The sequence below is a fragment of the Tepidicella xavieri genome, assembly GCF_004363315.1.
Lineage (GTDB): Bacteria > Pseudomonadota > Gammaproteobacteria > Burkholderiales > Burkholderiaceae_C > Tepidicella > Tepidicella xavieri.
This window is the reverse complement of record NZ_SNYL01000010.1, coordinates 1-22,190: the sequence shown is the minus strand read 5'-3', so window position 1 is coordinate 22,190 and position 22,190 is coordinate 1. Positions and strand designations below refer to the sequence as shown.

General features: G+C 65.0%; 28 protein-coding genes. All 28 read left to right on the top strand.

All coding sequences use genetic code 11. The features are described from left to right. The first annotated feature begins 61 nt into the window (after window positions 1–61). The 28 genes from DFR43_RS09210 (at window position 62) to DFR43_RS09080 (ending at window position 22,078) form a co-directional block, all read left to right on the top strand. Window positions 62–622, top strand: coding sequence for an elements of external origin (locus DFR43_RS09210; protein WP_133597939.1), 561 nt, complete (start codon window positions 62–64; stop codon window positions 620–622). Continuing rightward, the gene (locus tag DFR43_RS09205; protein WP_133597937.1) at window positions 622–2,592 is read left to right on the top strand and encodes a phage terminase large subunit family protein; all 1,971 of its coding nucleotides are present in this window, start codon (window positions 622–624) and stop codon (window positions 2,590–2,592) included. The genes DFR43_RS09210 and DFR43_RS09205 overlap by 1 nt, the downstream gene beginning before the upstream one ends. A 17-nt stretch (window positions 2,593–2,609) precedes the next feature. Beyond that, window positions 2,610–3,101: a hypothetical protein gene (locus DFR43_RS09200; protein ID WP_133597935.1), complete on the top strand. Its 492-nt coding sequence runs from the start codon at window positions 2,610–2,612 to the stop codon at window positions 3,099–3,101. Then, window positions 3,101–3,493, top strand: a complete 393-nt coding sequence (locus tag DFR43_RS09195) for a hypothetical protein (RefSeq protein WP_133597933.1) — start codon at window positions 3,101–3,103, stop codon at window positions 3,491–3,493. Before DFR43_RS09200 ends, DFR43_RS09195 begins: the two co-directional genes overlap by 1 nt. Next, window positions 3,493–3,714 carry a phage head-tail joining protein gene (locus DFR43_RS09190; RefSeq protein WP_133597931.1) on the top strand — a complete coding sequence of 74 codons (222 nt, stop codon included), beginning with the start codon at window positions 3,493–3,495 and terminating at the stop codon, window positions 3,712–3,714. The genes DFR43_RS09195 and DFR43_RS09190 overlap by 1 nt, the downstream gene beginning before the upstream one ends. Window position 3,715: 1 nt before the next feature. Further along, window positions 3,716–5,203, top strand: coding sequence for a phage portal protein (locus tag DFR43_RS09185; protein WP_133597929.1), 1,488 nt, complete (start codon window positions 3,716–3,718; stop codon window positions 5,201–5,203). A gap of 11 nt (window positions 5,204–5,214) precedes the next feature. Next, the gene (locus tag DFR43_RS09180) at window positions 5,215–6,423 is read left to right on the top strand and encodes a S49 family peptidase (protein ID WP_133597927.1); all 1,209 of its coding nucleotides are present in this window, start codon (window positions 5,215–5,217) and stop codon (window positions 6,421–6,423) included. Window position 6,424: 1 nt separating this feature from the next. Next, entirely contained in the window at window positions 6,425–6,802 is a 378-nt protein-coding gene (locus DFR43_RS09175; protein ID WP_133597925.1) for a head decoration protein, read from the top strand. Between the two features lie 2 nt (window positions 6,803–6,804). Beyond that, window positions 6,805–7,809 carry a major capsid protein gene (locus DFR43_RS09170; RefSeq protein WP_133597923.1) on the top strand — a complete coding sequence of 335 codons (1,005 nt, stop codon included), beginning with the start codon at window positions 6,805–6,807 and terminating at the stop codon, window positions 7,807–7,809. Then, the gene (locus DFR43_RS09165) at window positions 7,809–8,087 is read left to right on the top strand and encodes a hypothetical protein (RefSeq protein WP_133597921.1); all 279 of its coding nucleotides are present in this window, start codon (window positions 7,809–7,811) and stop codon (window positions 8,085–8,087) included. Before DFR43_RS09170 ends, DFR43_RS09165 begins: the two co-directional genes overlap by 1 nt. Before the next feature lie 10 nt (window positions 8,088–8,097). Then, window positions 8,098–8,523 carry a hypothetical protein gene (locus DFR43_RS09160; protein WP_133597919.1) on the top strand — a complete coding sequence of 142 codons (426 nt, stop codon included), beginning with the start codon at window positions 8,098–8,100 and terminating at the stop codon, window positions 8,521–8,523. A 7-nt stretch (window positions 8,524–8,530) separates the two neighbouring features. Then, window positions 8,531–8,734 (top strand): DUF7210 family protein, encoded by a 204-nt coding sequence (locus tag DFR43_RS09155; RefSeq protein WP_133597917.1) that lies wholly within the window; start codon window positions 8,531–8,533, stop codon window positions 8,732–8,734. 2 nt (window positions 8,735–8,736) lie between these two features. Next, entirely contained in the window at window positions 8,737–9,489 is a 753-nt protein-coding gene (locus DFR43_RS09150) for a phage tail tube protein (RefSeq protein WP_133597915.1), read from the top strand. Beyond that, window positions 9,489–9,902, top strand: coding sequence for a hypothetical protein (locus DFR43_RS09145; RefSeq protein WP_133597913.1), 414 nt, complete (start codon window positions 9,489–9,491; stop codon window positions 9,900–9,902). The genes DFR43_RS09150 and DFR43_RS09145 overlap by 1 nt, the downstream gene beginning before the upstream one ends. A gap of 29 nt (window positions 9,903–9,931) precedes the next feature. Beyond that, window positions 9,932–10,087, top strand: coding sequence for a hypothetical protein (locus DFR43_RS13625; protein ID WP_164499723.1), 156 nt, complete (start codon window positions 9,932–9,934; stop codon window positions 10,085–10,087). A gap of 4 nt (window positions 10,088–10,091) precedes the next feature. After that, window positions 10,092–10,733, top strand: a complete 642-nt coding sequence (locus DFR43_RS09140) for a DUF6441 family protein (protein WP_133597910.1) — start codon at window positions 10,092–10,094, stop codon at window positions 10,731–10,733. Then, entirely contained in the window at window positions 10,733–13,438 is a 2,706-nt protein-coding gene (locus DFR43_RS09135; RefSeq protein ID WP_133597908.1) for an AAA family ATPase, read from the top strand. Before DFR43_RS09140 ends, DFR43_RS09135 begins: the two co-directional genes overlap by 1 nt. A gap of 18 nt (window positions 13,439–13,456) precedes the next feature. After that, window positions 13,457–14,515: a hypothetical protein gene (locus DFR43_RS09130; protein WP_133597906.1), complete on the top strand. Its 1,059-nt coding sequence runs from the start codon at window positions 13,457–13,459 to the stop codon at window positions 14,513–14,515. Next, window positions 14,512–16,083 carry a hypothetical protein gene (locus DFR43_RS09125; protein WP_133597904.1) on the top strand — a complete coding sequence of 524 codons (1,572 nt, stop codon included), beginning with the start codon at window positions 14,512–14,514 and terminating at the stop codon, window positions 16,081–16,083. The genes DFR43_RS09130 and DFR43_RS09125 overlap by 4 nt, the downstream gene beginning before the upstream one ends. Window positions 16,084–16,088: 5 nt before the next feature. Beyond that, window positions 16,089–16,880 (top strand): DUF2163 domain-containing protein, encoded by a 792-nt coding sequence (locus tag DFR43_RS09120; RefSeq protein ID WP_133597902.1) that lies wholly within the window; start codon window positions 16,089–16,091, stop codon window positions 16,878–16,880. 155 nt (window positions 16,881–17,035) lie between these two features. Further along, complete coding sequence (locus tag DFR43_RS09115; RefSeq protein ID WP_133597900.1) at window positions 17,036–17,263, top strand: hypothetical protein; 228 nt, start codon at window positions 17,036–17,038, stop codon at window positions 17,261–17,263. 134 nt (window positions 17,264–17,397) lie between these two features. After that, window positions 17,398–17,559 carry a hypothetical protein gene (locus tag DFR43_RS09110; RefSeq protein WP_342776097.1) on the top strand — a complete coding sequence of 54 codons (162 nt, stop codon included), beginning with the start codon at window positions 17,398–17,400 and terminating at the stop codon, window positions 17,557–17,559. Beyond that, on the top strand, window positions 17,559–19,832 hold the full coding sequence (locus DFR43_RS09105; RefSeq protein ID WP_133597898.1) for a phage tail protein: 2,274 nt from the start codon (window positions 17,559–17,561) through the stop codon (window positions 19,830–19,832). The genes DFR43_RS09110 and DFR43_RS09105 overlap by 1 nt, the downstream gene beginning before the upstream one ends. Next, a complete protein-coding gene (locus tag DFR43_RS09100; protein WP_133597896.1) occupies window positions 19,832–20,428 on the top strand; it encodes a glycosyltransferase family protein in 597 nt (198 codons plus the stop codon). Before DFR43_RS09105 ends, DFR43_RS09100 begins: the two co-directional genes overlap by 1 nt. A gap of 3 nt (window positions 20,429–20,431) precedes the next feature. Then, window positions 20,432–20,782 (top strand): DUF2793 domain-containing protein, encoded by a 351-nt coding sequence (locus DFR43_RS09095; protein ID WP_133597894.1) that lies wholly within the window; start codon window positions 20,432–20,434, stop codon window positions 20,780–20,782. 65 nt (window positions 20,783–20,847) lie between these two features. Further along, window positions 20,848–21,150, top strand: a complete 303-nt coding sequence (locus tag DFR43_RS09090) for a DUF6127 family protein (protein ID WP_133597892.1) — start codon at window positions 20,848–20,850, stop codon at window positions 21,148–21,150. Further along, entirely contained in the window at window positions 21,147–21,623 is a 477-nt protein-coding gene (locus DFR43_RS09085) for a hypothetical protein (RefSeq protein WP_133597890.1), read from the top strand. Before DFR43_RS09090 ends, DFR43_RS09085 begins: the two co-directional genes overlap by 4 nt. Further along, on the top strand, window positions 21,620–22,078 hold the full coding sequence (locus DFR43_RS09080) for a lysozyme (protein ID WP_133597888.1): 459 nt from the start codon (window positions 21,620–21,622) through the stop codon (window positions 22,076–22,078). The genes DFR43_RS09085 and DFR43_RS09080 overlap by 4 nt, the downstream gene beginning before the upstream one ends. The last annotated feature ends 112 nt before the right edge of the window (window positions 22,079–22,190 follow it).

Sequence of the window (22,190 nt, the reverse complement as noted above, 5' to 3'; positions counted from 1 at the left end):
TTCCCGATGGAAGCCAAGCTCAATTCGCAGATTGACGAACAGATGATTGAAGAAGGTGACGATGGGACTGTCCATTCGCGCCTACGCGCGCCACCGTGGCGTGTCGCACGTGGCCGTGAAGAAGGCCATCGACACCGGGCGGATCACGCCGCTGCCGGACGGCACGATTGACCCGGATGCGGCGGACGCGCAGTGGGCACAGAACACATTGCAACCACGACGCGCCGCCACGCAGCAAAAGATCAGCACGCCGCAGACGCGACGTGCACCAGCCGAAGCAATACCGCAGCGCGATGCCATCGACGCCAGCACGCCGCCGATGTCGGCGGGCGGCACCTCGCTGCTGCAGGCGCGCACGGTCAACGAGGTGGTCAAGGCGCAAACCAACAAGGTGCGCCTGGCCCGTCTCAAAGGCGAGCTGGTGGATCGGCCGCAGGCCATCGCCCATGTTTTCAAGTTGGCGCGATCAGAACGCGATGCGTGGCTCAACTGGCCCGCACGCATCTCGGCACAGATGGCAGCCAAGCTCGGCGTCGATCCGCACACGATGCACATCGCCCTGGAGGCGGCGGTGCGTGAGCACCTGATCGAACTGGGCGAGCTGCGTCCACGGGTGGACTGATGGAATTCGAGTACGAAGGCGCGGCCGAGATCGAACGCGCGTGGCGCGAGGGGCTGACGCCCGATCCGCTGCTCACCGTGTCCGAGTGGGCCGACCGTCACCGGGTGCTGTCCAGCAAGGCCTCTGCCGAACCGGGGCGCTGGCGCACCAGCCGCACGCCGTACCTGAAGGCCATCATGGATTGCCTGTCGCCGACCTCGCCGGTCGAGCGGGTGGTGTTCATGAAGGCCGCCCAGTTGGGGGCCACCGAGATGGGCTCGAACTGGATCGGCTACGTCATCCACCACGCGCCCGGGCCGATGATGGCGGTGTGGCCGACGGTGGAGATGGCCAAGCGCAACTCCAAACAGCGGATCGACCCGCTGATCGAGGAGTCGCCGGTGCTCTCCGAACTGATCGCACCGGCGAGGAGCCGCGATTCGGGCAACACCATCCTGGCCAAGGAGTTCCGCGGCGGCGTGCTGGTGATGACCGGCGCGAACAGCGCCGTGGGCCTGCGTTCAATGCCGGTGCGCTACCTGTTCCTCGACGAGGTGGACGGCTATCCCCTGGACGTCGAGGGCGAAGGCGATGCGATCTCGCTGGCCGAGGCCCGCACGCGCACCTTTGCGCGGCGCAAGATCTTCATCGTCTCGACGCCGACGATCTCTGGGGCATCGGCTATCGAGCGCGAGTATGAGGCCAGCGACCAGCGGCGCTACTTCGTGCCGTGTCCGCATTGCTCGCACCGGCAGTGGCTGCGTTTCGAGCAGCTGCTTTGGGACAAAGGGCAACCGGAAACCGCTGCCTACATCTGCGAGTCATGTGACACCGCGATTGCCGAGCATCACAAGACATGGATGCTGGAGCATGGCGAGTGGCGCGCGCTTGTCCCCGAGAACGGGGTCAAGACAGCGGGCTTTCACCTGTCCTCGCTGTACAGCCCGGTGGGTTGGCGCTCGTGGCGGGACATCGCCGCAGCCTGGGAGGCTGCGGTCAGCAAGGAGTCCGGGTCGGCTGCGGCGATCAAGACCTTCAAGAACACCGAGCTGGGTGAAACCTGGGTCGAGGAAGGCGAAGCGCCGGACTGGCAGCGGCTGGTCGAGCGGCGAGAGGACTATCCGCTGGGCCGGGTGCCCGAGGGTGGCCTGTTGCTGGTGGGCGGTGCCGACGTGCAGAAGGATCGCATCGAGGCGTCGGTCTGGGCCTTCGGGCGCGGCAAGGAGAGCTGGCTCATCGAGCACCGGGTGCTGATGGGCGACACCGCCCGTGACGCGGTGTGGAAGCGCCTCGCAGAGATGCTGGCCGAGACCTGGACGCACGCTGGCGGGGCGCAGATGCCACTGGCCCGCTTCGCGCTGGACACCGGCTTTGCGACCCAGGAGGCCTACGCCTTCGTGCGGCAGGTGCGCGACAGCCGGGTGATGGCGGTCAAGGGCGTGCGAAGTGGTGCGATGGGGGGCGCCGCCTTGATCGGCACGCCAACGGCGGTGGACGTCTCCCAGGCGGGCAAGAAGCTGCGCCGGGGTATCAAGGTCTACAGCGTGGCAGTGGGCATCGCCAAGCTCGAGCTCTACAACAACCTGCGCAAGAGCGCAGATGTTGGCGAGGACGGATTGACCACGGTGTTCCCGGCCGGGTTCGTCCATCTGCCCAAAATCGATGCCGAGTTCATCCAGCAACTCTGCGCGGAGCAACTGATCACCCGCCGTGACCGCAACGGCTTCCCGGTGCGCGAGTGGCAAAAGATGCGCGAGCGCAACGAGGCGCTCGACTGCTACGTCTACGCCCGCGCGGCCGCATCCAGCGCGGGACTGGATCGCTTTGAGGAACGCCACTGGCGCGAACTGGAGCGACAACTGGGGCTGGCAAGTCCGCCATCTCCTGAGACAACTGAATCACCCACTGAGGCCACCCAACGCGGTGGCCTCGCTGTTTCTGGCAACCGCAACCCCGGTCGGCGCGTGATCAAAAGCCGCTGGCTGTCCTGACATCCCAAGGAGAAAACATGAGTCTTGCTACCCGTATCGAAAGCCTGGTCATCCGCGTCGCGCAGGAGTTCAACGACGTCCGCGCCAAGGCGGGCAACCTCGCCAACCTGACCACCACCGACAAATCGAATCTGGTCGCGGCCATCAACGAACTGAAGGCGGCCGTGGTGTCCTCGGCGGTGATTGACGACGCCAACATCGCCACCACCAGCACCTATTCGTCCAGCAAGATCGTCACACTGCTCGATGCACTGAAGTCAGAAATCCTGGGCGGTGCCGATGCTGCCTACGACACCTTGCTGGAAATCCAGCAACTGCTGCAGAACGGCACCAGTGGTCTGGATGCGCTGCTCGCCGCCGTCAACAACCGCGTGCGCTTCGACGCCGCTCAGTCGCTGACCGTAGCCGAACAACTTCAGGCTCGCAGCAACATCGGCGCTGTCGCCGCCAGCGATGTCGGCAACACCGATACCGACTTCGTCGCGGTCTTCGTAGGCGCGCTGGTCTGATGAGCCTCGCATCGCGCATCAGTGCGCTGGCAAGTCGTGTCGGGCTTGAGGTCAAGACCAAGATCGACGCAGCCCACCCCGGTCTGGCGCGGGCGTGGGTCTGCTTTGGCTACGTCGGCAGCCAGATCGTCGTGCGCTCGTCGCACAACGTGTCCAGCGTGACCAGGACGGCGGCGGGCCGCTACCGCGTGACCTTCGCTACTGCCATGCCGGATTCCAACTACTGCTGGACGGCGCTCGCCCGCAGCAGCACCAACAGCGGCACGCAGCGCATTGCCATCGTGCGATCCAGCACCGACCAGAAGACTGCCCAGTTCGTCGACATCAGTTGCGCCACCACGGCCGCGTCGTTCGACGACTCATCCGAAATCAACCTCACGGTGTACCGCTGATGGCTTACACACAAGCACACCTCGACGCACTGGAAGCGGCGCTGGTCAAGGGCGAAAAGCGCGTGACCTTTGGCGACAAGACGGTCGAGTACCGCTCGATCGATGAACTCCAGGCCGCCATTGCGGCGGTCAAGCGCGACCTCTTCGAGCAGGCCGTGGATACCGGACTGTGGCCCGGTGCGCCACGCCAGATCCGGGTCACCACGGGCAAGGGGTTCTGAGATGGCGTGGTACTCCAAATTCCGCAGCCTGTTCGGACAGTCACCTATTCACGAAGCAGCGGGACGCGGGCGGCGATCCCTTGCGTGGATGCCCGGCAATCCCGGTGCCGTGGCAGCCATGCTGGCCACCTCAAATGAACTGCGCGTCAAATCCCGCGATCTTGTTCGCCGCAATGCGTGGGCCAATGCCGGTATCGAGGCTTTCGTTTCCAACGCGGTCGGCACCGGCATCAAGCCGCAGTCGATGGCCAAGGACGAAACCTTCCGCGCCGAGGTACAGGCCCTCTGGCGCGATTGGACGGAACAAGCCGATGCCAGCGGGCAGACCGATTTCTACGGCCTGCAGGCACTGGCTGCACGCGCGATGTGCGAAGGTGGTGAATGCCTGATCCGATTACGTCCCCGTCGCCCCGAGGATGGTCTGGACGTACCCCTGCAACTGCAGTTGCTCGAGGCCGAACACCTGCCGCTGCATCTCAACACGGAGCTGCCATCCGGCAATGTCGTGCGCTCTGGCATCGAGTTCGATTCGATGGGGCGACGTGTGGCCTATCACCTGTATCGCTCGCATCCCGAGGACGGCCGACTTGCGCCGATGTCTGGGCAAGGCGGATTCGACACCGTGCGTGTCGATGCGCGAGAGATCATCCATCTCTACCGCGTGCTGCGCCCCGGACAGATTCGCGGCGAACCGTGGCTTGCGCGCGCTCTGGTCAAGTTGAACGAGTTGGATCAGTACGACGATGCCGAGCTCGTGCGCAAGAAAACTGCCGCAATGTTCGCTGGCTTTATCACCCGTCTGTCCCCCGAGGACAACCTGATGGGTGAAGGCGTGGCCAACGATGCAGGCATCGCGCTAGCTGGGATGGAGCCCGGGACACTGCAGATCCTGGAGCCCGGCGAGGACGTGAAGTTCTCCGATCCCGCAGATGTGGGTGGAAGCTACAGCGAATTCCTACGCGCACAGTTTCGTGCTGTAGCGGCCGCCATCGGCGTGACCTATGAGCAACTGACCGGCGACCTCTCCGGGGTCAACTACTCGTCGATCCGGGCCGGAATGCTGGAGTTTCGCCGCCGCACCGAGGCCATCCAGCACGGCGTGCTGGTGCATCAGCTCTGCCGTCCGGTCTGGAATGCTTGGCTCGATCAGGCGGTGCTGGCAGGCGCCATGAAGGCTCCGGGCTATGCCCGCCGCCGCCGTGACTACACCGCCTGCAAATGGATTCCGCAGGGCTGGCAATGGGTCGATCCCGAAAAGGAATTCAAGGCGATGTTGCTGGCGATCCGCGCAGGACTGATCAGCCGTTCGGAAGCCATCTCGGCCTTCGGCTACGACGCCGAGGATGTCGACCGCGAAATCGCCGCCGACAACCAGCGCGCCGATGAGCTTGGCCTGATCTTTGACTCCGATCCGCGTCGCACCTCCAAGGATGGCGGCAGCGCCGAGCCCAACGCACAGGCCACCGACAGCAATCAGTCGTCCGCCTGAAGGAACACCCCATGACCCTGCTACCGCACATGGCGGCGCGCATCTTTGGCGCGCCGCTGCTGATCCATCGCCCAAAACTTGAAGTCATCCTCGCCGTTCTGGGGTCACGCATCGGCCTGACGGAAAGCGGCACGGCGATTCCGTTACCCGCTACGCGCAGTCCGCCCGCCTCGGATAGTGGCATCGCCATCCTGCCGATCTACGGCACGCTGGTGCGGCGCACCGTCGGACTGGAAGCAGCCTCCGGCCTGACCAGCTACCAGGACATCGCCGCCCAGCTCGATGCCGCCGTTGCCGACCCCTCGGTGGCCGCCATCGTGCTCGACATCGACAGCCCGGGCGGCGAATCCGGCGGCGTGTTCGATCTGGCCGACCGCGTGCGTGCGGCGGCGCAGGTCAAACCGATCTGGGCGCTGGCCAATGACATGGCGTACTCGGCGGCTTACGCGCTCGGGTCTGCCGCCAGTCGCTTCTTTGTCACCCGTACCGGCGGCGTGGGCTCGATTGGCGTCATTGCCATGCACGCCGACCAGTCGGTACGCGACGCGAAAGACGGCGTTCGCTACACGACCGTCTTTGCCGGGGCGCGCAAGAACGATCTCAACCCGCACGAACCGATCTCCGATGAAGCGCACGCCTTTCTCAAGAGCGAGGTGGATCGGATCTACGGGTTGTTCGTCGACACCGTGGCCAGCCATCGCGGCCTCACCAATGACGCGGTGCGCGCCACCGAAGCGGGCGTGTTCTTCGGGGCCGATGCCGTTGCCGCTGGCCTTGCCGATGCCGTCGGCACTCTCGACGACCTGCTGGCCGAACTCACCGCTGCACTTTCACCCCCTCCGGCGCTCGCGGCTGCGGCGCTGGGACACCTTCACCAACCACGACTGGAGCATTTCATGAATGAACCCGGAACCACTGCTGACCCTGGGGTTGGCGCTGATGCTGATCGCGTTGATGGCACGCCCCCGCAGATGACCATCGAGGACGCGCAGGAGGTCGCCGAACTGTGCGCACTGGCGGGATGTCCCGAACGCATTGCCGGTTTTCTGGCAACGCGCACCCCGGCAGCCACGGTGCGCCGCCATCTGCTGACGGCGCGCGCCACCGGGCAGGAGATCAGCAGCCTGATCACCCCGAACGCTGCCACCTCGGCGGCGCAATCCCTCAACGACAACCCCTTGGTGCTGGCCGCTCGCGCCCGCGCCGGACTGGAGAAGTGACATGCCCGTCGTCACTGAAGGCCTCAACCTCGGCGATCTTCTGAAATACGAAGCGCCGAACCTCTACTCGCGCGACCAGATCACCGTGGGCGCAGGCCAAAACCTGCCGCTGGGCACAGTGGTCGGTCTGGTGACCGCCACCGGCAAGATCAAGCAGATCGACCCATCGGCCACCGATGGCAGCCAGTACGCCGCAGGCGTGCTGATGCAGGCCGTGGACGCCACGCTCATCGACCGCGAGGACGGGCTGATGCTGGCCCGCCACGCCATCATCGCCGATCACGCCCTGGTGTGGCCCGCCACCATCACCGCCGCCGAAAAACAGGCTGCCATCGCGCAACTCAAGAGCCTCGGCATCCTCGTTCGCAAAGGAGTCTGACCATGAACAACGTTTTCGAGAATCCCGCGTTCTCGATGTCGGCGCTGACCGCTGCCATCAACATCCTGCCCAACAACTACGGGTTGATGGAAAGCATGGGCCTGTTCCCGCCCAAGCCGGTGCGCTTTCGTTCGGTGGCCGTCGAGGAAAAGAACGGCGTCCTGACACTGCTGCCGACGATGCCGGTGGGTTCGCCCGGAACGGTTGGCGTGCGCGGCAAGCGCAAGCTGCGCTCCTTTGCCATTCCGCACATCCCGCACGATGACGTGGTGCTGCCGGAGGAAGTGCAAGGCATCCGCGCCTTCGGCTCGGAAACCGAAGTGCAGACCATCGCAACAGTGATGGCTGAGCATCTGCAGACAATGCGCAACAAGCACGCGATCACGCTCGAGCATCTGCGCATCGGCGCGCTCAAGGGCATCATCCTCGATGCCGATGGATCGCAGCTGTACGACCTGTTCGACCTGTTCGAGATCACGCCGAAGGTGGTCAATTTCCAGCTGACTAACGCGGGCACCGACATCAAAAAGAAGTGTCTCGATCTCAAGCGCCACATGGAAAAGAACCTCAAGGGTGAACGGATGACAGGCGTGCATTGCCTCGTGTCACCGGAGTTCTTCGACGCCTTCACCAGCCACGAGAAGGTGATCGAAGCCTACCATCGCTGGCAGGACGGACAGGTGCTGCGCACTGATATGCGTTCGGGCTTCCCGTTTTGCGGCATCACCTTCGAGGAATACGCAGGCGAAGCCAGCGATGGCGACGACAACGTGCGCCGATTCATCGAAGCAGGCGAAGGCCACGCCTTTCCGCTAGGCACGGTGGACACCTTCGCCACGTACTTCGCGCCTGCCGACTTCAACGAAACGGCCAACACACTGGGCCAGCCGCTGTACGCCAAGCAGGAACCGCGCAAGTTCGACCGGGGCACCGATCTGCACACGCAGTCCAACCCGCTGCCGATGTGCCACCGGCCTGCGGTACTGGTGAAGGTGCTGGCGTCCTGATGGATGTCGTCACGCTCTACGAGGCGGCGCGCAACGCCGGATTGCTCACCGCCGTCACGGTGGCAGGCAACACGGTGCACTGCGCCTTTCGTGCGCCGGACGAAACCGTGCTGGATGGTTTCGCACTGTCGCGGGACTACCAGATCGACTACCCGGCGTCCTGGCTGACGCTGGCCGTTGGGGACATGGTCGAGGTGGCAGGCCACAGCTACCGGGTGCGCGACGTGAGTGCCATCGGCGACGGCTCCGAGCGTCGCGCCTCGCTCTCCCAACTCTGAGGAACGCCCCATGAACTCCATCCGCGAGCGCGTCTTGCGGGAGGTCGTCACGCGCTTAGGCCATGCGATTGCCCCGATCCCGGTGCTGCGCATGCCTGCCGTGCCGGTCACCCGCGAGGCCAGTCCGGCGCTGCTGCTGTTCGTCGATGGCGACAGCATCACCGCCCACGCCAACCACCTCGTCGACCGGCTGCTGGTCGTCCGGCTCGCCGTGGTGGCACGCGGCGCGGATGCCTTCGACGTCGCCGACCAAGCGCTGGTCGCGGCCCACGCGGCAATGCTCGCCGACCCGAATCTGGGCGGGCTGGCCATCGCCGTGCGCGAGATCGACTGCGAATGGGAATTCGACGACGCCGACGCCGGGGCTGTCGCGCTGCCCGCCCGCTACGAAATCCGCTACCGCACCCACGCCATCGACCTTACCCAAACAGGATGAATCCCCAATGCACATCGAACTGTTGAAACCCCATACCCACGCAGGCAAGCGCCTCGCCGTGGGTGATCGCCTTGATCTGAATGACGCCAGCGCCCGTTGGCTGATCGCCCAAGGCACGGCCAAAGCGGCCACCACTGCCACCGATTCCAAAACCACCCGCCGTGATGCCACGTCCGGTGTTTCCACCACTGCAGCCACCCAAGGAGACTGAACATGGCTTACTTTTCCGGACAAGGCCGCGTCTATATCGGCGCACGTGATGAGCTTGGCAACCCGGCCGGGCTGACCTTCGTCGGCAACGTGCCCGAACTGAAGGTGTCGCTGTCGGTGGACACCATCGAGCACCAGGAAGCGCAGTCGGGGCAGCGCCTGACCGACCTGCAACTCATCAAGACCAAGAAAGGCGAGTTCGCCTGCACGCTGGAAGAGCTGATCGCCACCAATCTGGCGCTCGCGCTCTATGGCACCACGACCACGATCACTCCCGGTACGGTGACTGGCGAAGCATTGCCCCTCCCGGTCACGCCGGGCAGTCTGTACCCGCTGGCCATGCAGAACGTCTCGGCCGTGCAGATCCAGGACTCCGATGCCACGCCCAAGACGCTCCCGGCCAGCCAATACAGCGTCAATGCCAAGCACGGCTCGCTGGTGATTCTGGATGCCACGTCGGGCGGCCCGTACACCGAGCCGTTCACGGTCGATTACGCCTATGGTGCGGCGCAGAGCACGGCGATGTTCACCCAGCCGCTGCCCGAGCGATGGATTCGCTTCGAGGGGCTCAATACTGCCGACGGCAACCGCGAGGTGGTGATCGACCTGTACCGCGTGGCCATCAACCCGGCCAAGGAACTCTCGATCATCACGGACGAACTGCTGAAGTTCGAGCTGTCGGGCCAGGTGCTGGCGGATCTGACCAAGCCAGTGGGCGGTGATCTCGGTCAGTTCGGCCGTCTGGTGCTGCTGTGATGGATGACTTCAAGACATTCCCACCCATGCCCCAGGTGGTCACGGTGGCCGGTGTGTCCGTCGAGCTCACGCCGATCCGCCTGGGCGAGTTGCCGCGGCTACTCGCCGCGGTGCGGCCCATCGCAGCCGACCTCTCGGCCGAGCCGGATTGGCTCGCGCTGCTCGGGCGGCACGGTGAGGCCGTGCTCGACCTGCTGGCGATCACCACCCGACGCGAGCGTGCGTGGATCAACGACCTTCATCTTGCGGACGCCGTGCAACTGGCCGCCGCCGTGTTCGAGGTCAACGCGGATTTTTTCGTGGCGCACGTCGTCCCGGCGATTCAGGGCGCGGCCCAGCGACTCGCGCCGACGCTGCGCTCACTGACGAACTCGGCTGGCAATGTGGGTGGGATAGTGCCGTCGCCCGCCTGATCCGCGCCGGGCACCGCCTGGGCGACGTCATGGCCTACACGCTCACGCAGGCGCAAGCCTTTCTGAATGCCGACGGACAGATCGAGCGGCAGCAACTGGCCCAGCTGCTCGGCATTCATGCCGTGGCAGCGCAGGGCGACAGACGCAGCATCGAGCACCTGCAACGCGATCTGCTGAAGAACTGATGCCATGCGTCTCTCCCTCACCACCACCGGGCTGCTCGATCCCCGCCAGTTGGCAGCATGGAGCACCGAGCGGCGTCGTGCCATCCACACCGCCGTCGCCAAAGGCATGCAATCGGGCGGGCGTGAAGTGCGTGACGCCGCGCGATCCGAGATGCGCACGGCCTTCACCGTCAAGCGCAACAGTTTCATCTCCTCGATGGGCGTCAAGGTGTTCGACAAGAAGCCCACGGAACTGCCTGCCCTGTGGGTGGGCAGCAAGATTCCGTGGCTGGGCATCCATGAAAAAGGCGGCACGGTCAGTGGCAATCTGTTGATCCCGCTGCTGCCCGGGCGCATCGGCCCCAAGCGCTTCAAGGCGGTCATTGACGGCCTGATGCGCTCGGGCAATGCCTTCTTCATCGAGAAGAACGGTCGCGTGCTGCTGATGGCCGAGAACATCAAAGAGAACGCTGCGCAGCTGGGCCGCTTCAAGCGCGCCGAACGTGCCCGGACTGGCGCAAAACAGATCAAGCGTGGCCAGGAGATTCCCATCGCAATGTTGGTCCGCCGCGTCGATCTCAAACGGCGACTGAATCTGGCGGGTGGCGTGCAACGCGCGCTGCCTGCCTTGGCGCGGGCGATTCAACAAGAACTGGACAAAGTCTGATGGCAAGCAACCGTGCCCAGATCCTGATCAGCGCCGTCGACCAGACCAAGACCGCCTTCGACTCGATCAAGCGGGGCTTGGGTGGCCTGACCGACACCGCCAAGAGCGTCAACGGCGTGCTGGCCAATCTCGGCGTGGCTGTCTCCGTGGCAGGCCTGACCGCGATGGTGAAATCGGCCATCGACACTGGCGACGCGCTGGATGAGATGTCGCAACGTGTCGGTGTCAGCGTCGAGACTCTTTCAGTCTGGAAACCGGCAGCCGAGCAGTCCGGTGTTTCGGGCGAATCGTTCGAGAAGGGCCTGCGCAAGCTGTCCACCACGATGCTGGAAGCCGCGACCGGGTCGGAGGATGCCGCGCGCGGATTCTCCGCCGTGGGCGTCGAGTTCAAGAACCAGGACGGCACCCTGCGCGCCACCGATCAGGTGCTGCTGGATCTGGCCGAGCGCTTCAAGGCCATGCCCGATGGTGCGGAGAAAACCGCCCTGGCCGTGCAACTATTCGGCAAGTCGGGAGCCGAGCTGATCCCGTTTCTGAATCAAGGGCGCGACGGCATCAATGAGCTCGCTGCCGAGATGCAGGCACTCGGCGTGCAGATGAGCAGTGAGACTGCAGCGCAAGCGGGCAACTTCAACGATGCGCTCGACAAGCTGAAGCTGGCCACCACCAGCATCGGCAACCAGATCATCGCGTCCTTGCTGCCCGCCCTGAACGACATGGCCGGAGGCATGGTCGAGTCGGCAAAGCAAGGCGGCACGCTGCGCGCAATCCTGGATGGCGTGGTGCTGGTGCTCAAGACCCTGGCGCTCGGTGCCGCCACGGTTGGCAAGGCCTTCGTCGCCCTGGGCGAGGCCATTGGTGCCGGTGTGGCGGCGGCGGTCGAAGCGCTCAAGGGCAACACCGACGGGGCCAAGGCCATCATTGCCGACCTCAAGGGCAATCTGGTCAAACGGCTGGATGAACTGGCGTCCTTCCGCGACAGCCTGTTCGATCCCAAGCCCATCGAGGTCAAGGCACCCAAGATTCAGGCCGATCCGGAGCTTCTGCAACGCCTGACCAAGCCCAAAGCCGTCAAGCCCGCGCAGGACACGACCAGCGCGCAAACCACGCTGATGAAAGCGCAGCTGGACGCCGAGTTTGCGCTGCTCAAGGATGGACTGGCCCGGCAACAAACTGCGCTGGATGCTGCGCTCGAAGACCGTCTGGTTTCGGTGCGCGACTACTACACCCAGAAAACGGCCATCGAGCAGCGCGAGGTTGATGCCGAGATCGCCCGCAAGCAGCAGGAGCTGGCCCGCAGTCAGCAAGTCGCCACCACAGGCAAGTCAGAGAACGACCGCCTGCGTGCCAAGGCCGAAGTCGCCAAGGCGGAAGCCGAACTCATCACGCTCAACAACCGGCGCACGGACATCGAGCAGGCCAATGCCCGCAAGGCGGCGCAAGCCGAGCGGGAACTGGCCGATGCGCTCTCCGCTGCGCGCGAGGAACTGGCGCAGATCACCGGCACGGCCACCGACGCCGACCGGCAGGCCGCCATCGAACGCAGCTATCGCGATCTACGGGCGCGACTGGCTCTCGAGGCCGATGCCGACGGCGTGTCGCTCATTGACCGGCTGATCAATGTGAAGGCCGCGCAAGCCAATCTGGCGGCGCTGGAAGCCCAGTGGCGACAGGTCACCGAACGACTGCGCAATGCGCAAGAAGCCATCGGCATCCAGCAGCAGGCCGGATTACTCACCGAAGCGCAGGCGCGCCAGCAGATCGTGGCCTTGCAGCAGCAATCGGCCGCCGAGATGGAGCGCCTGCTGCCGACCATGCAGCAAGCCGCGCAGGCCATCGGGCCAGATGCGGTGATTCGCGTGCAGGCGTGGCGCAACGAGCTGGAGCGCACCCGGCTCACCGTCGATGAAATGGCTCCGCTGTGGAATCGCATCGGCGAGAGCTTCGGCAGTGCGCTCAACGGGATGATCACCGGCGCGCAAACCTGGCGCAGTGCCTTGGCGAGCATTTTTCAGCAGGTGGCCGACACCTTCCTGCAGCAAATCGTGATCCAGCCGTTCCAGCAGTGGATCGCCATGCAGGCGCGGATGCTGGCCCTCAAGTTGGGTTTCATCCAGCAGGAGCAGACCGTCGATGCGGCGGCCAGCGCCGCCAAGGTCGCGCAAAAGGCCACGGAAACCACTGCCATGGTGTCGATGGATGCGGCCAAGGCGGGAGCCGGTGCGGCAGCGTCGCAGGCATCCATTCCCATCGTCGGCCCGGGGCTGGCCATTGCCGCGATGGTGGCGATGGTCGCGGCGGTGATGGCGCTCTTGGGCGGCATCAAGAAGTTCGCGGGTGGCGGTCTGGTCACCGGGCCGGGCAGCGCCACCTCGGATTCGATCCCGGCGCGTCTGTCCGCAGGCGAGTACGTGGTGCGGGCGGCCGCCGTGCGCCAGGTCGGCGTGGCCTTTCTCGATTCGCTCAACGGCTTGTCGGCAGGCCCACGTTTCAAGGGCGGCGAATTGGCCTTCGCGGCAGGCGGTCTGGTTCCGCAAGTGAAAGTGCCGCCCGCGCAGCCGCAGATGAACCAGGCGGTGCGCATCGTCAACGCGGTCGATCCGGGCGTCACCCACGACCACCTGCAGTCGCCTGCCGGGGAGAAAGTCATCGTCAACATCATCGGGCGCAATGCACGGGCCATCCGTGCGGCGCTGCAAGGCTGAATTTCAGGGGAAAGTCCAATGGCACTTCTGTTCATCGACGGTTTCGATCACTACGACCCGCAAGCCGTGGACAGCTTTGGCGATCCTTGGCTGGCGCGCGGCAAGGCGGCCTACCTGTCGCCGCAGGCCACCCGCATCAATGGCCGTCGTCCGTCCTCCTATGCCCTGCGATTGCCGGAAGGTTCCGGAGGCGGCTACGTCAAGAACCTCGACGCCACCAAGACCAGCCTCATCGTGGGCGCGGCCATTCGTGTGGTGCCGTACCAGAACACCTACACCGAACCCTTGCTGCTCGGCGTGCGCGATGCCAACTCACAGGTCGCGCATTTGGTGAAGATTGGCGAGGACGGTCGGCTCAAGCTCTACCGCTGGCAGTATGGTTACGAGCAGCTGATCTCGACCTCGGTAGCCACGGCTTCGGCACGCGGCTGGCACTACATCGAGTTGCAGGTCATCCAAGGCACCAGCAACGGCATTCTGTCGGTGCGCATCAACGGCGTCCTGGCCATCCAGATGACGGCGCAGAACACCATCCAGGGCGGTGGCCAACTGCTCACGGCTTTCGTGGGCGCAGTGCCCGGTCAGAATTGTCCGCTCACCATCGATGTCGACGACTTCTACATTGCCGACACCAGCGGCACGATCAACAACACCTTTCTTGGCGACGTGCGCGTCGATGCCTTGCAGGCTCAGGCCGATGGCAGCCTGAACCAGTGGACAGCCAGTCCGGTCGGTACCGCCGCATGGGAAGCCGTCAGTGACGAGGACGAGGCCACGGCAATCAGTGCGGCAAGCAGCGGTCTGCGTCAGTCCTTCGATGTCGAGCCGCTGCCGGTGATGGCCACGCCTGCCATCTACGGCGTGCAACTGACCATGCTGGCGCGCAAGACCGACGCCGGTCTGGGCAAGCTCAAAGGCCTCGTGGTCAGCGGTGCGCAAAGCGCCGTCAGCCCCGACATCATTCTGCAGGAGCAACTGGCGTGGCAGAGCACGCTGTTCGAGCGCAACCCGAACGGCAACGTGCAGTGGACGGAGGCTGCCTTCAATGCCGCTGAGTTCGGCGTGGAGTCAGCATGACCGATCGCGTCGTCGTTCAAGACCTCGCGGAGGTTGGAAGCTCGCCGACGCCGGGAAGCGAACTGCCCGCCTTCCAGGGTGAAGTGCTCTCGCGCGCCACCTTCGGGGCGAGCGCAGCCCGCTTCACGCCGGAAACAGCTGTGGCTCCGCTGCCCCCCAATCTGGCGGCCAGCCTGCTGGCGGAATCCTTGGCAGGCCCCTGGCCACCCATCGATGCACCGACCTTTTTGGTCGAAGTGCTGCGCCGGGATACGGCCTCGAGCGGCATCAATGCCACCGGTATGGATGCCTTTGGCGACCAGCCGTGGCCGGATGTGCAACGCGGCGTGTTTGCCTTCCGACACGATTGGATGGAGCCCCTCGTGGAACGGCTGGAGTGGCAGACCAGCGTCACGCGGCTGGCCAGTGGCAGCGAATCCCGGCAGGCACGCCGCCGCATTCCCCGGCGCTGGCTCACCTACAAGGTGGGTAACGCTCGCCAGACCGATGCCCTGGTGGCCGACTGGCTGGCCGATCATCTCGGTCAAATGGCGCTGTGGCCGCTGCCACAGTACGCGGTTCACCTGACCGAGTCTTGCGAACGTGGCGCACTGGCGCTCAGCGTGACGGAAGCGGACGGGAAACAGTTCGGGCCCCTCTCGGCCAATGTGCATCTGACCTACGATGGGGTGCAGGGCTGGCAGGAAACTGAGAACAATGGCCGCTGGATTTTGATCATCGCTCTGGACGGCTGGCAGATCGCCCAGCTCAGCGATGTGGAAAGCGGCCTGCTGTGGCTGACGGAGCCCTTGGCACGCGCCGCAGCCGTGGGCAGCACCGTCATGCCCTTGGTGTGGGGCAAGGCCATCGACCCGGCGGATCTCACGCAGTGGGTGCCGGGCATGGTCGGCGGCAACGTACCTACGCAGATCCAGCCTGCGCCATTGCCCGATCAGGATGTCCTGGATGACCCATGGCTCGACGAGATCCCGGTCTGGCCGGATGGCAACTGGCGCGACGATCCGACGGCTGCCGCACAAGCGACGATCACCCGCCAGGACTTGTCGCCCGCTGATCCGTGGGTGCGCCGGGACGATCCGTGGTCGACGACGACTTTGCAGCGGCGCTATCTGGCCAGCTCACTCGATGAAATCGAAATCTGGCGGGCGCGGTTGTGGCGCACCCAAGGCCGTCTGGAAGCGTTCTGGCTGCCCGATGGATTGGCCCCGATCCTGTGGGTGACCGTCGATGCCGATCCCGCAGATGGCTTCCTGCGCGTGGATGGCAAAGACATATCCGCGTTCTGGCATCGCCCCGCCGCCTGCTCGATCGTGCATCCGGACGGCTACCGGCAGTACGCCCTGACGGCGACTTGCCATCTGGATCAGGGCGGTGTGTTGGTGCTGCGCTCTGGACTTGAGACTCAAGTGCCCGAAGGCAGCCGTGTCATTCGCCTCGTGCGCTGCCGCCTCGACCACGATGCCATCGACTTGTACTGGCACAGCCCGACGCTGCTGGAGATCACCCTGACCGCGCGCCAGTTGCCCGAACCACGTGGCAATGACCGTCAAACCTACGAGGGAGAGTAAGCACGATGAGCCAGAACCCCTTGCTGGAAGTCGAGCTATACGCCTTCGCCAGCAACACCGCCCAGTTCTTCCTGACGCCCCACGAATTCGACGTCGATCTCGACGGCAACCGTTATCAGAGCCTTGCCATCGAGCGCAACGAACTGGCGCTGGGTGCTGAAGCTGCGAAGGCTGGGCTGGATCTGAAACTGCCGCCGAACTGTGATGTGGTGCGCCATCTGCTCGCCAACTCGCTGACCGGTGACACCACCTCGATCACCCTGCGCATCGGTCGACGTGACACCTGGGGCGACTACTGGTGGATCTCCGGCACGCGCTGGATGGGCCGGGTGCTGGGCGTCGAAGTCGCTGACGATGTGGCTCGTGTTCGCTGCGAGTCGGCGCAAGTCAGCCTCAAGCGCATCGGGTTGCGGCGGCTCTACAGCCGCAAGTGTTCCCACGTGCTGTATTCGGCAGCCTGTGGTGCCTCACCCATTTCCGCCAGTGCCATCGTGAGCAACAGCTATGGCCGCAACGTCGATTTCGACGGCGGCACGCCCGGCAGCGTCAGCGGTGGCTTGGCCGGTGGCTGGTTGCAAACCCCGGCAGGTGCCCGCCACATGATCGTCAGTGACTACGGTGGCGGCGTCGAGTTGCTCTATCCGGTCGCCTTTGAGGTCGGCACCGAAGTGCTGCTGACGGTAGGCTGCGACCACAGCACGGCCACCTGCGAGTCGCGCTTCGGCAACCTCGAAAACTTCGGTGGATTCCCGTTCATTCCAACGAAGAACCCCTTCAGCGGCACACCGATCTTCTGACCGAAAACCGCAGCGTTTCGGCGAAGGCCCATGTCGGCACAGCCGACGTGAAGCCGCGCAGCGGCGGCCGAAGCCACAACTACGGCGGCTTTCCCGCCATCCCGAGCAAGAACCCGTTCTCGACGGGCGTGTTCTGAATCCCAGGAGAAATCGCCATGTGGTACCTCGTCGTCCTCGTGGTGGCGGCGCTGGTTTCGGTCGCGCTCGCCCCGAAACCGCCCGAACCCAAACCGGCGTCCCTGTCCGACGTCGATGCCCCCACCGCAGAAGAAGGCCGACCGATTCCCGTCGTGTTCGGCACCGTGCTGCTGCGCGGCTCCAACGTCGTCTGGTACGGCGATCTGGAAGCCGATCCGATCAAGAAGAAAGGTGGCAAAAAGTGATCCCACACCCCGAAACTCGCTTCGCTCGTTTTGCCCCTCAAGGGGCCAAGAAACACTTGGGGCGGCCCGGCGTGTTTCTTGAGACCACGCAGACCGTCATCACCATCGATCACGTGCGCGCCGCAGGCCTTTGCGTGAACGGAACACGCACATGGTTTGCGCGCCACGATCTGGACTTCCGCGCCTTCCTGCGCGATGGCTGTGACGCCGACATCCTGCTGGCCACCGGCGATGCCATGGCGCAGCGGGTGGTCGAGCACGCACGCAATCAGTCCAGCCAGCGGGAGCACGACTGATGGGCGGGCGTAGCAAAAAGCAAACCGTCGGCTACCGCTACCGGATGGGGCTGCATCTGGCCCTGTGCCAAGGGCCCGTCGATGCCGTGCAGGAAATCCAGATGGGCGACCGTACCGCGTGGGGCGATGCCGACCGTGCGCCGCTACCGAACGGGCATGGGCTGACCAGCCTCTCGATCAACAAGCCCACGCTGTTTGGCGGCGACGAGCGCGAAGGCGGCGTCGTGGGCACCATCGATGTGCTGTCGGGCCATGCTGGTCAGGGGCGTAACGACTACCTGATGAGCCGTCTCGGCAGTTCCATTCCGGCATTCCGAGGTGTGCTGTCCTTGGTGGCGCGCAAGATCCTGTTCGCGGCCAACAACCCGTACATCAAGCCATGGGCGGTACGGGTGCGTCGCTTCACGGCGGGTTGGTTCGATGCGCCGTGGATGGCGTGGAACGCCGAAGTCCGCACCTGGGATGAGACTGAGGCCCGTGAGATCAGCGTCGGCATGAACCCGGCGCACATCCTGGTTCAGTGCCTCACCGATCCGCACTGGGGCATGGGCTATCCGCACAGCACCATCGGCTGGAGCTTCTGGAACGCGGCATGGGCGTTGTCGAGCGAGGGCTTCGGCCTCAATTTGATCTGGACGCGCCAGCAGCCCATCGAGAGCTTCATCGGCCAGGTCGTCGACCACATTGGCGGCATCCTCTACACCGATCCGGAGCAAGGCACGTTTGAACTCAAGCTGCTGCGTGACGACTACTGGATCGACAGTCTGCCGCAGTTGGGACCTGACGAAATCGTGCGGCTGGAACGCTTTGAGCGCGCCCAGTGGGGCGAGCTGCCCAACGAACTGACCGTGGTCTACACCGACTGGCAAACGGGCGGTGATGCGACGGTCACCGTCGAGAACCTGGCCGCCATCCAGTTGCAAGGCGGCGTGATCAATCAGCGCCGCGACTACCCGGGCGTCAACTACGGGCCGCTGGCTGCCCGGCTGGCCTTGCGTGACCTGCGCGCCTTGGGTTCACCCCTGGCCCGGATGAGTCTGACCGTGGCGCGCGACCGGCTTCCCCGTGCGCCGCTGCCGGGCGATGTGTTTCTGCTGAACTGGCCGCGTTTGGGTGTGGATCAGATGGTGGTGCGCGTCACCGGCATCGACACCGGCACCTTGGGCGCGGCCGAGTGGCGCATCGAAGCGATGGAAGATGTGTTCGGGATGAGCAACACCGTGTTGTCGCCCCCGCCACCGCACGTCGATGAGCCGACCATCGAACCTTTGCCGCCCGCCTTGGTACTGGCCGTCGAAGTGCCGTATTGGGAACTGGCCCGGCGCTTGTCGCGCGCAGATCTGGCCTACCTGACCGACACGGACACCTATCTTGGAGCGCTGGCTGCCGCCGGTGGCACCGGGCAACTGAACTGGCAACTGGCTACCGGCGCATCCGGCGGCGACCTCACTGCCGTCGTGGGCGAGGACTATGCGCCGCTGCTGACGCTCGATGCCGCCTTGCCAGCCAGTGAGGCCGATGCCATCGGTGTGCCGGTGACGGCCATCAGCCAGCCGGAAAGACTGGCCGTGGGCGACTACGCCTATCTGGTCGATGGCAGCGGTGAAATCCGCGAAGCCGTCGCTGTCCTGGACTTCGATACCACTGCGGCCACGGTTGACCTTGCACGCGGCGTACTAGACACCACACCCCAAGCACATGCCTCGGGGGCTCGTCTGATCGGTGTCGGCGAATGGCTGGCATCGGAAGGCGCGGAGCGCGCCCCGGGCGAGTCGGTGTTCGTGGGCGCGATGCCTCGCACGTCGACCGATCAGGGCGATCCTCTGCTGGCCGCTAATGGGCAGCCGATGGTGCTCGCTGGTCGGCAGGCTTTGCCATATCCACCCGGTCGTATCCGCCTCAATGGCCAGACTGAGCCTGCCGTTGTGGCCGGTGATCTCAACGTCGCGTGGGCACATCGTGACCGCACGCAGCAGACCGCCTACCTCGTGCGGCAGGACGAAGGCGATATCGGGCCAGAATCGGGCGTGACCTATACGGTAGGCATCCGCAATCGCAACAACGTGCTGGCGCACACGGAAACGGGGCTGCTTGGCACCACCTACGTCTGGACGGCGGCCGTGGCCGCGCTGGATACCGGTGCGCTGGGCGACCGCATTACGGTCGAGATCCGTGCCGAGCGCGATGGTTTGAGCAGCTGGCAGCCCCAGGTGCGTGTCTTGGATCGCGCGGGCTACGGCCTGCGCTGGGGACAGTATTGGGGAGGTGTGTGATGGAGCCGCGCATCGATGTTCATCTGCTCACCCTGAACGAGCCTGCCGAATGGCGGGAGGCCTGCATCGCCAGTCTCGATGGTGCGCCTATTCAGTTGCACGTCTTGCCGGGCATTCCGGGCAGGATTGGAGAAGCACGCGCGGCAGGCTATGCGCAAGGCACCTTGCCACTGGTGTCCTTCGTCGATCCCGACGATCTGTACGAAGCCAGTGCCTTCACCCAACTGGCCGATGCGCTGGATGCCTGCCCACAGGCGGTGATGGCCTACACCGACGAGGCGCTGACCGACGAAAACGGCCAGGACATCGCGGTGCGGCGTCTGGCCTACAGCCGTTGGCAGCACGCCAACAGCGCCAGCCACGTGCATGGCCTGATCGTGATGCGTCGATCCGTCGTCGAGGCCGTGCTCAAGGAAACCACCGACCTCAACAACTTCGCCGACTGGCTGCTGACCCTGCTCGTGGCCAAGCGCGGCGGCGTGCTGTACCTACCCATCGTTGGGCGGCATTGGCGACAACACCCGCAGCAAAGCCACCGCACCGGCGACCCGGACGCTGTCCGGCGTATTCGTCAAGCCTCGAATCTCTGGAGATAAACCATGTCATCGACCGACCCAAACCTGGGACTCAATTACGGCTGGACGCTCGGCGAAAGTGGCTGGGACACCGGCATGGACGCCAACCTCAAGCGCCTCGGCGCGGTGGTAGGTCTGTCCGTGAAAGACCGCGACCTGACCACACCACCGGCCAGCCCCGCCAACGGCGACCGCTACCTCATTCCTGCCGCTGCCACGGGCGTGTGGGCAGGCAAAACCAACCAGATCGCCGTGCGCATTGCCGATGCCTGGGAGTACCACGTGCCCAAGATCGGCTGGCTTTGCTACATCGAGGACGAGGCCAAGCTCTCGGCCTACAAGTCCACCGGCTGGAGCGCGGGCATCGCCATCTGATCTTCACCCACCCGCAACCATCTGAACCCGCCCACAAGGCGGGTTCGTCGTTTTTGGAGACTGCAATGACCGACGAACACCAACCTGCCGCCCTCGTGGAAAACATGCTGCTCATTCGACGCGAGGACTTCGACGAACTGCTGGACAGCGCCGCTGAACGCGGGGCCGAGCGTGTCCTGACCCACCTTGGCTTGGAAAACGGCCACGCTGCGCGCGACATCCGCGAACTGCGCGACCTGCTCGAAGCCTGGCGCGACGCGCGGCGCACCGCGTGGCAGACCGTCATCAAGGTCGTCACCACCGGCATCCTCGCCGCACTGCTGGTCGGGGCCGCCATCAAGCTCAAGCTGATGGGAGGGAGCCAATGATCGAGACCTTGCTCGGTGGGCTGCTGGGCGGAGCCTTCCGTCTGGCGCCGGAGATCCTGAAGTGGCTTGACCGAAAAGGCGAGCGCAGCCATGAACTCGCCATGCAGGACAAGGCGCTGGAGTTCGAGAAACTGCGCGGCGCGCAGCGGATGGCCGAGATCGGTGCGAGCGCGGATGCGGCGTGGAACGTCGGCGCCCTCGAGGCCTTGCGCGAGTCGGTCGCCGCCCAAGGTCAACGATCCGGCGTGCGCTGGGTCGACGCCTTGTCCGCCAGCGTGCGGCCGGTGATCACTTACTGGTTCATGGCGCTGTACTGCGCGGCCAAGACGGCGGCGTTCGCGGCCGCCGTGACTGCCGATGCGGGCTGGGGCCTGGCCATCCTGCACGCCTGGACAGAGGCCGATCAGGCGCTTTGGGCTGGCGTGCTGAACTTCTGGTTCCTTGGGCGAGTGTTCGACCGGGTGCGGCCGTGATCGCGGTGCCGCAGGCGGCCATCGACCTGGCCAAGCGCTTCGAGGGCTTCCACCGTGTGCCGCGAGCCGATCCTGGCCGGGCGCATCCCTACGTCTGCCCGGCCGGCTACTGGACCATCGGCTACGGCCACCTCTGCGACCCCAAGCATCCGCCGATCACGGAAGGCGAGGCCGAGGCCTACCTTGCCCAGGATCTGCGGGTGGCGCTCGCCGCCACGCTGCGCTACTGCCCAGTGCTAGCCACTGAGCCCGAAGGACGGCTCGCGGCCATCGTGGATTTCACCTTCAACCTCGGCGCGGGGCGGCTGCAGACATCGGCGCTGCGGCGGCGGGTCAATCAGAGGGATTGGACCGCAGCCGCGACTGAGCTACGGCGGTGGGTCTACGGTGGAGGCAAGGTTCTGCCTGGCCTCGTAGCCCGGCGTGAGGCAGAAGTGAGTATTCTGTCCGTCTGAATCACCTCAGGGTTTAGCAGGCCGTTGAAAAAGTGCCCATCGAAGCAGCCGAGGCTCTGCCTGCGTCGGCTTTCAACCGGCTGGATCCGCATTTCCAGCCCCTGGCAGCCCT

Coding starts and splice junctions, on each gene's coding strand:
- DFR43_RS09090 (WP_133597892.1), top strand. CDS start 20,848: ATGACCGACGAACACCAACCTGCCGCCCTCGTGGAAAACATGCTGCTC.
- DFR43_RS09105 (WP_133597898.1), top strand. CDS start 17,559: ATGGGCGGGCGTAGCAAAAAGCAAACCGTCGGCTACCGCTACCGGATG.
- DFR43_RS09185 (WP_133597929.1), top strand. CDS start 3,716: ATGGCGTGGTACTCCAAATTCCGCAGCCTGTTCGGACAGTCACCTATT.
- DFR43_RS09180 (WP_133597927.1), top strand. CDS start 5,215: ATGACCCTGCTACCGCACATGGCGGCGCGCATCTTTGGCGCGCCGCTG.
- DFR43_RS09165 (WP_133597921.1), top strand. CDS start 7,809: ATGGATGTCGTCACGCTCTACGAGGCGGCGCGCAACGCCGGATTGCTC.
- DFR43_RS09195 (WP_133597933.1), top strand. CDS start 3,101: ATGAGCCTCGCATCGCGCATCAGTGCGCTGGCAAGTCGTGTCGGGCTT.
- DFR43_RS09125 (WP_133597904.1), top strand. CDS start 14,512: ATGACCGATCGCGTCGTCGTTCAAGACCTCGCGGAGGTTGGAAGCTCG.
- DFR43_RS13625 (WP_164499723.1), top strand. CDS start 9,932: ATGGCCTACACGCTCACGCAGGCGCAAGCCTTTCTGAATGCCGACGGA.
- DFR43_RS09135 (WP_133597908.1), top strand. CDS start 10,733: ATGGCAAGCAACCGTGCCCAGATCCTGATCAGCGCCGTCGACCAGACC.
- DFR43_RS09115 (WP_133597900.1), top strand. CDS start 17,036: ATGTGGTACCTCGTCGTCCTCGTGGTGGCGGCGCTGGTTTCGGTCGCG.
- DFR43_RS09190 (WP_133597931.1), top strand. CDS start 3,493: ATGGCTTACACACAAGCACACCTCGACGCACTGGAAGCGGCGCTGGTC.
- DFR43_RS09170 (WP_133597923.1), top strand. CDS start 6,805: ATGAACAACGTTTTCGAGAATCCCGCGTTCTCGATGTCGGCGCTGACC.
- DFR43_RS09100 (WP_133597896.1), top strand. CDS start 19,832: ATGGAGCCGCGCATCGATGTTCATCTGCTCACCCTGAACGAGCCTGCC.
- DFR43_RS09150 (WP_133597915.1), top strand. CDS start 8,737: ATGGCTTACTTTTCCGGACAAGGCCGCGTCTATATCGGCGCACGTGAT.
- DFR43_RS09200 (WP_133597935.1), top strand. CDS start 2,610: ATGAGTCTTGCTACCCGTATCGAAAGCCTGGTCATCCGCGTCGCGCAG.
- DFR43_RS09175 (WP_133597925.1), top strand. CDS start 6,425: ATGCCCGTCGTCACTGAAGGCCTCAACCTCGGCGATCTTCTGAAATAC.
- DFR43_RS09120 (WP_133597902.1), top strand. CDS start 16,089: ATGAGCCAGAACCCCTTGCTGGAAGTCGAGCTATACGCCTTCGCCAGC.
- DFR43_RS09155 (WP_133597917.1), top strand. CDS start 8,531: ATGCACATCGAACTGTTGAAACCCCATACCCACGCAGGCAAGCGCCTC.
- DFR43_RS09130 (WP_133597906.1), top strand. CDS start 13,457: ATGGCACTTCTGTTCATCGACGGTTTCGATCACTACGACCCGCAAGCC.
- DFR43_RS09085 (WP_133597890.1), top strand. CDS start 21,147: ATGATCGAGACCTTGCTCGGTGGGCTGCTGGGCGGAGCCTTCCGTCTG.
- DFR43_RS09205 (WP_133597937.1), top strand. CDS start 622: ATGGAATTCGAGTACGAAGGCGCGGCCGAGATCGAACGCGCGTGGCGC.
- DFR43_RS09210 (WP_133597939.1), top strand. CDS start 62: ATGGGACTGTCCATTCGCGCCTACGCGCGCCACCGTGGCGTGTCGCAC.
- DFR43_RS09145 (WP_133597913.1), top strand. CDS start 9,489: ATGGATGACTTCAAGACATTCCCACCCATGCCCCAGGTGGTCACGGTG.
- DFR43_RS09095 (WP_133597894.1), top strand. CDS start 20,432: ATGTCATCGACCGACCCAAACCTGGGACTCAATTACGGCTGGACGCTC.
- DFR43_RS09160 (WP_133597919.1), top strand. CDS start 8,098: ATGAACTCCATCCGCGAGCGCGTCTTGCGGGAGGTCGTCACGCGCTTA.
- DFR43_RS09140 (WP_133597910.1), top strand. CDS start 10,092: ATGCGTCTCTCCCTCACCACCACCGGGCTGCTCGATCCCCGCCAGTTG.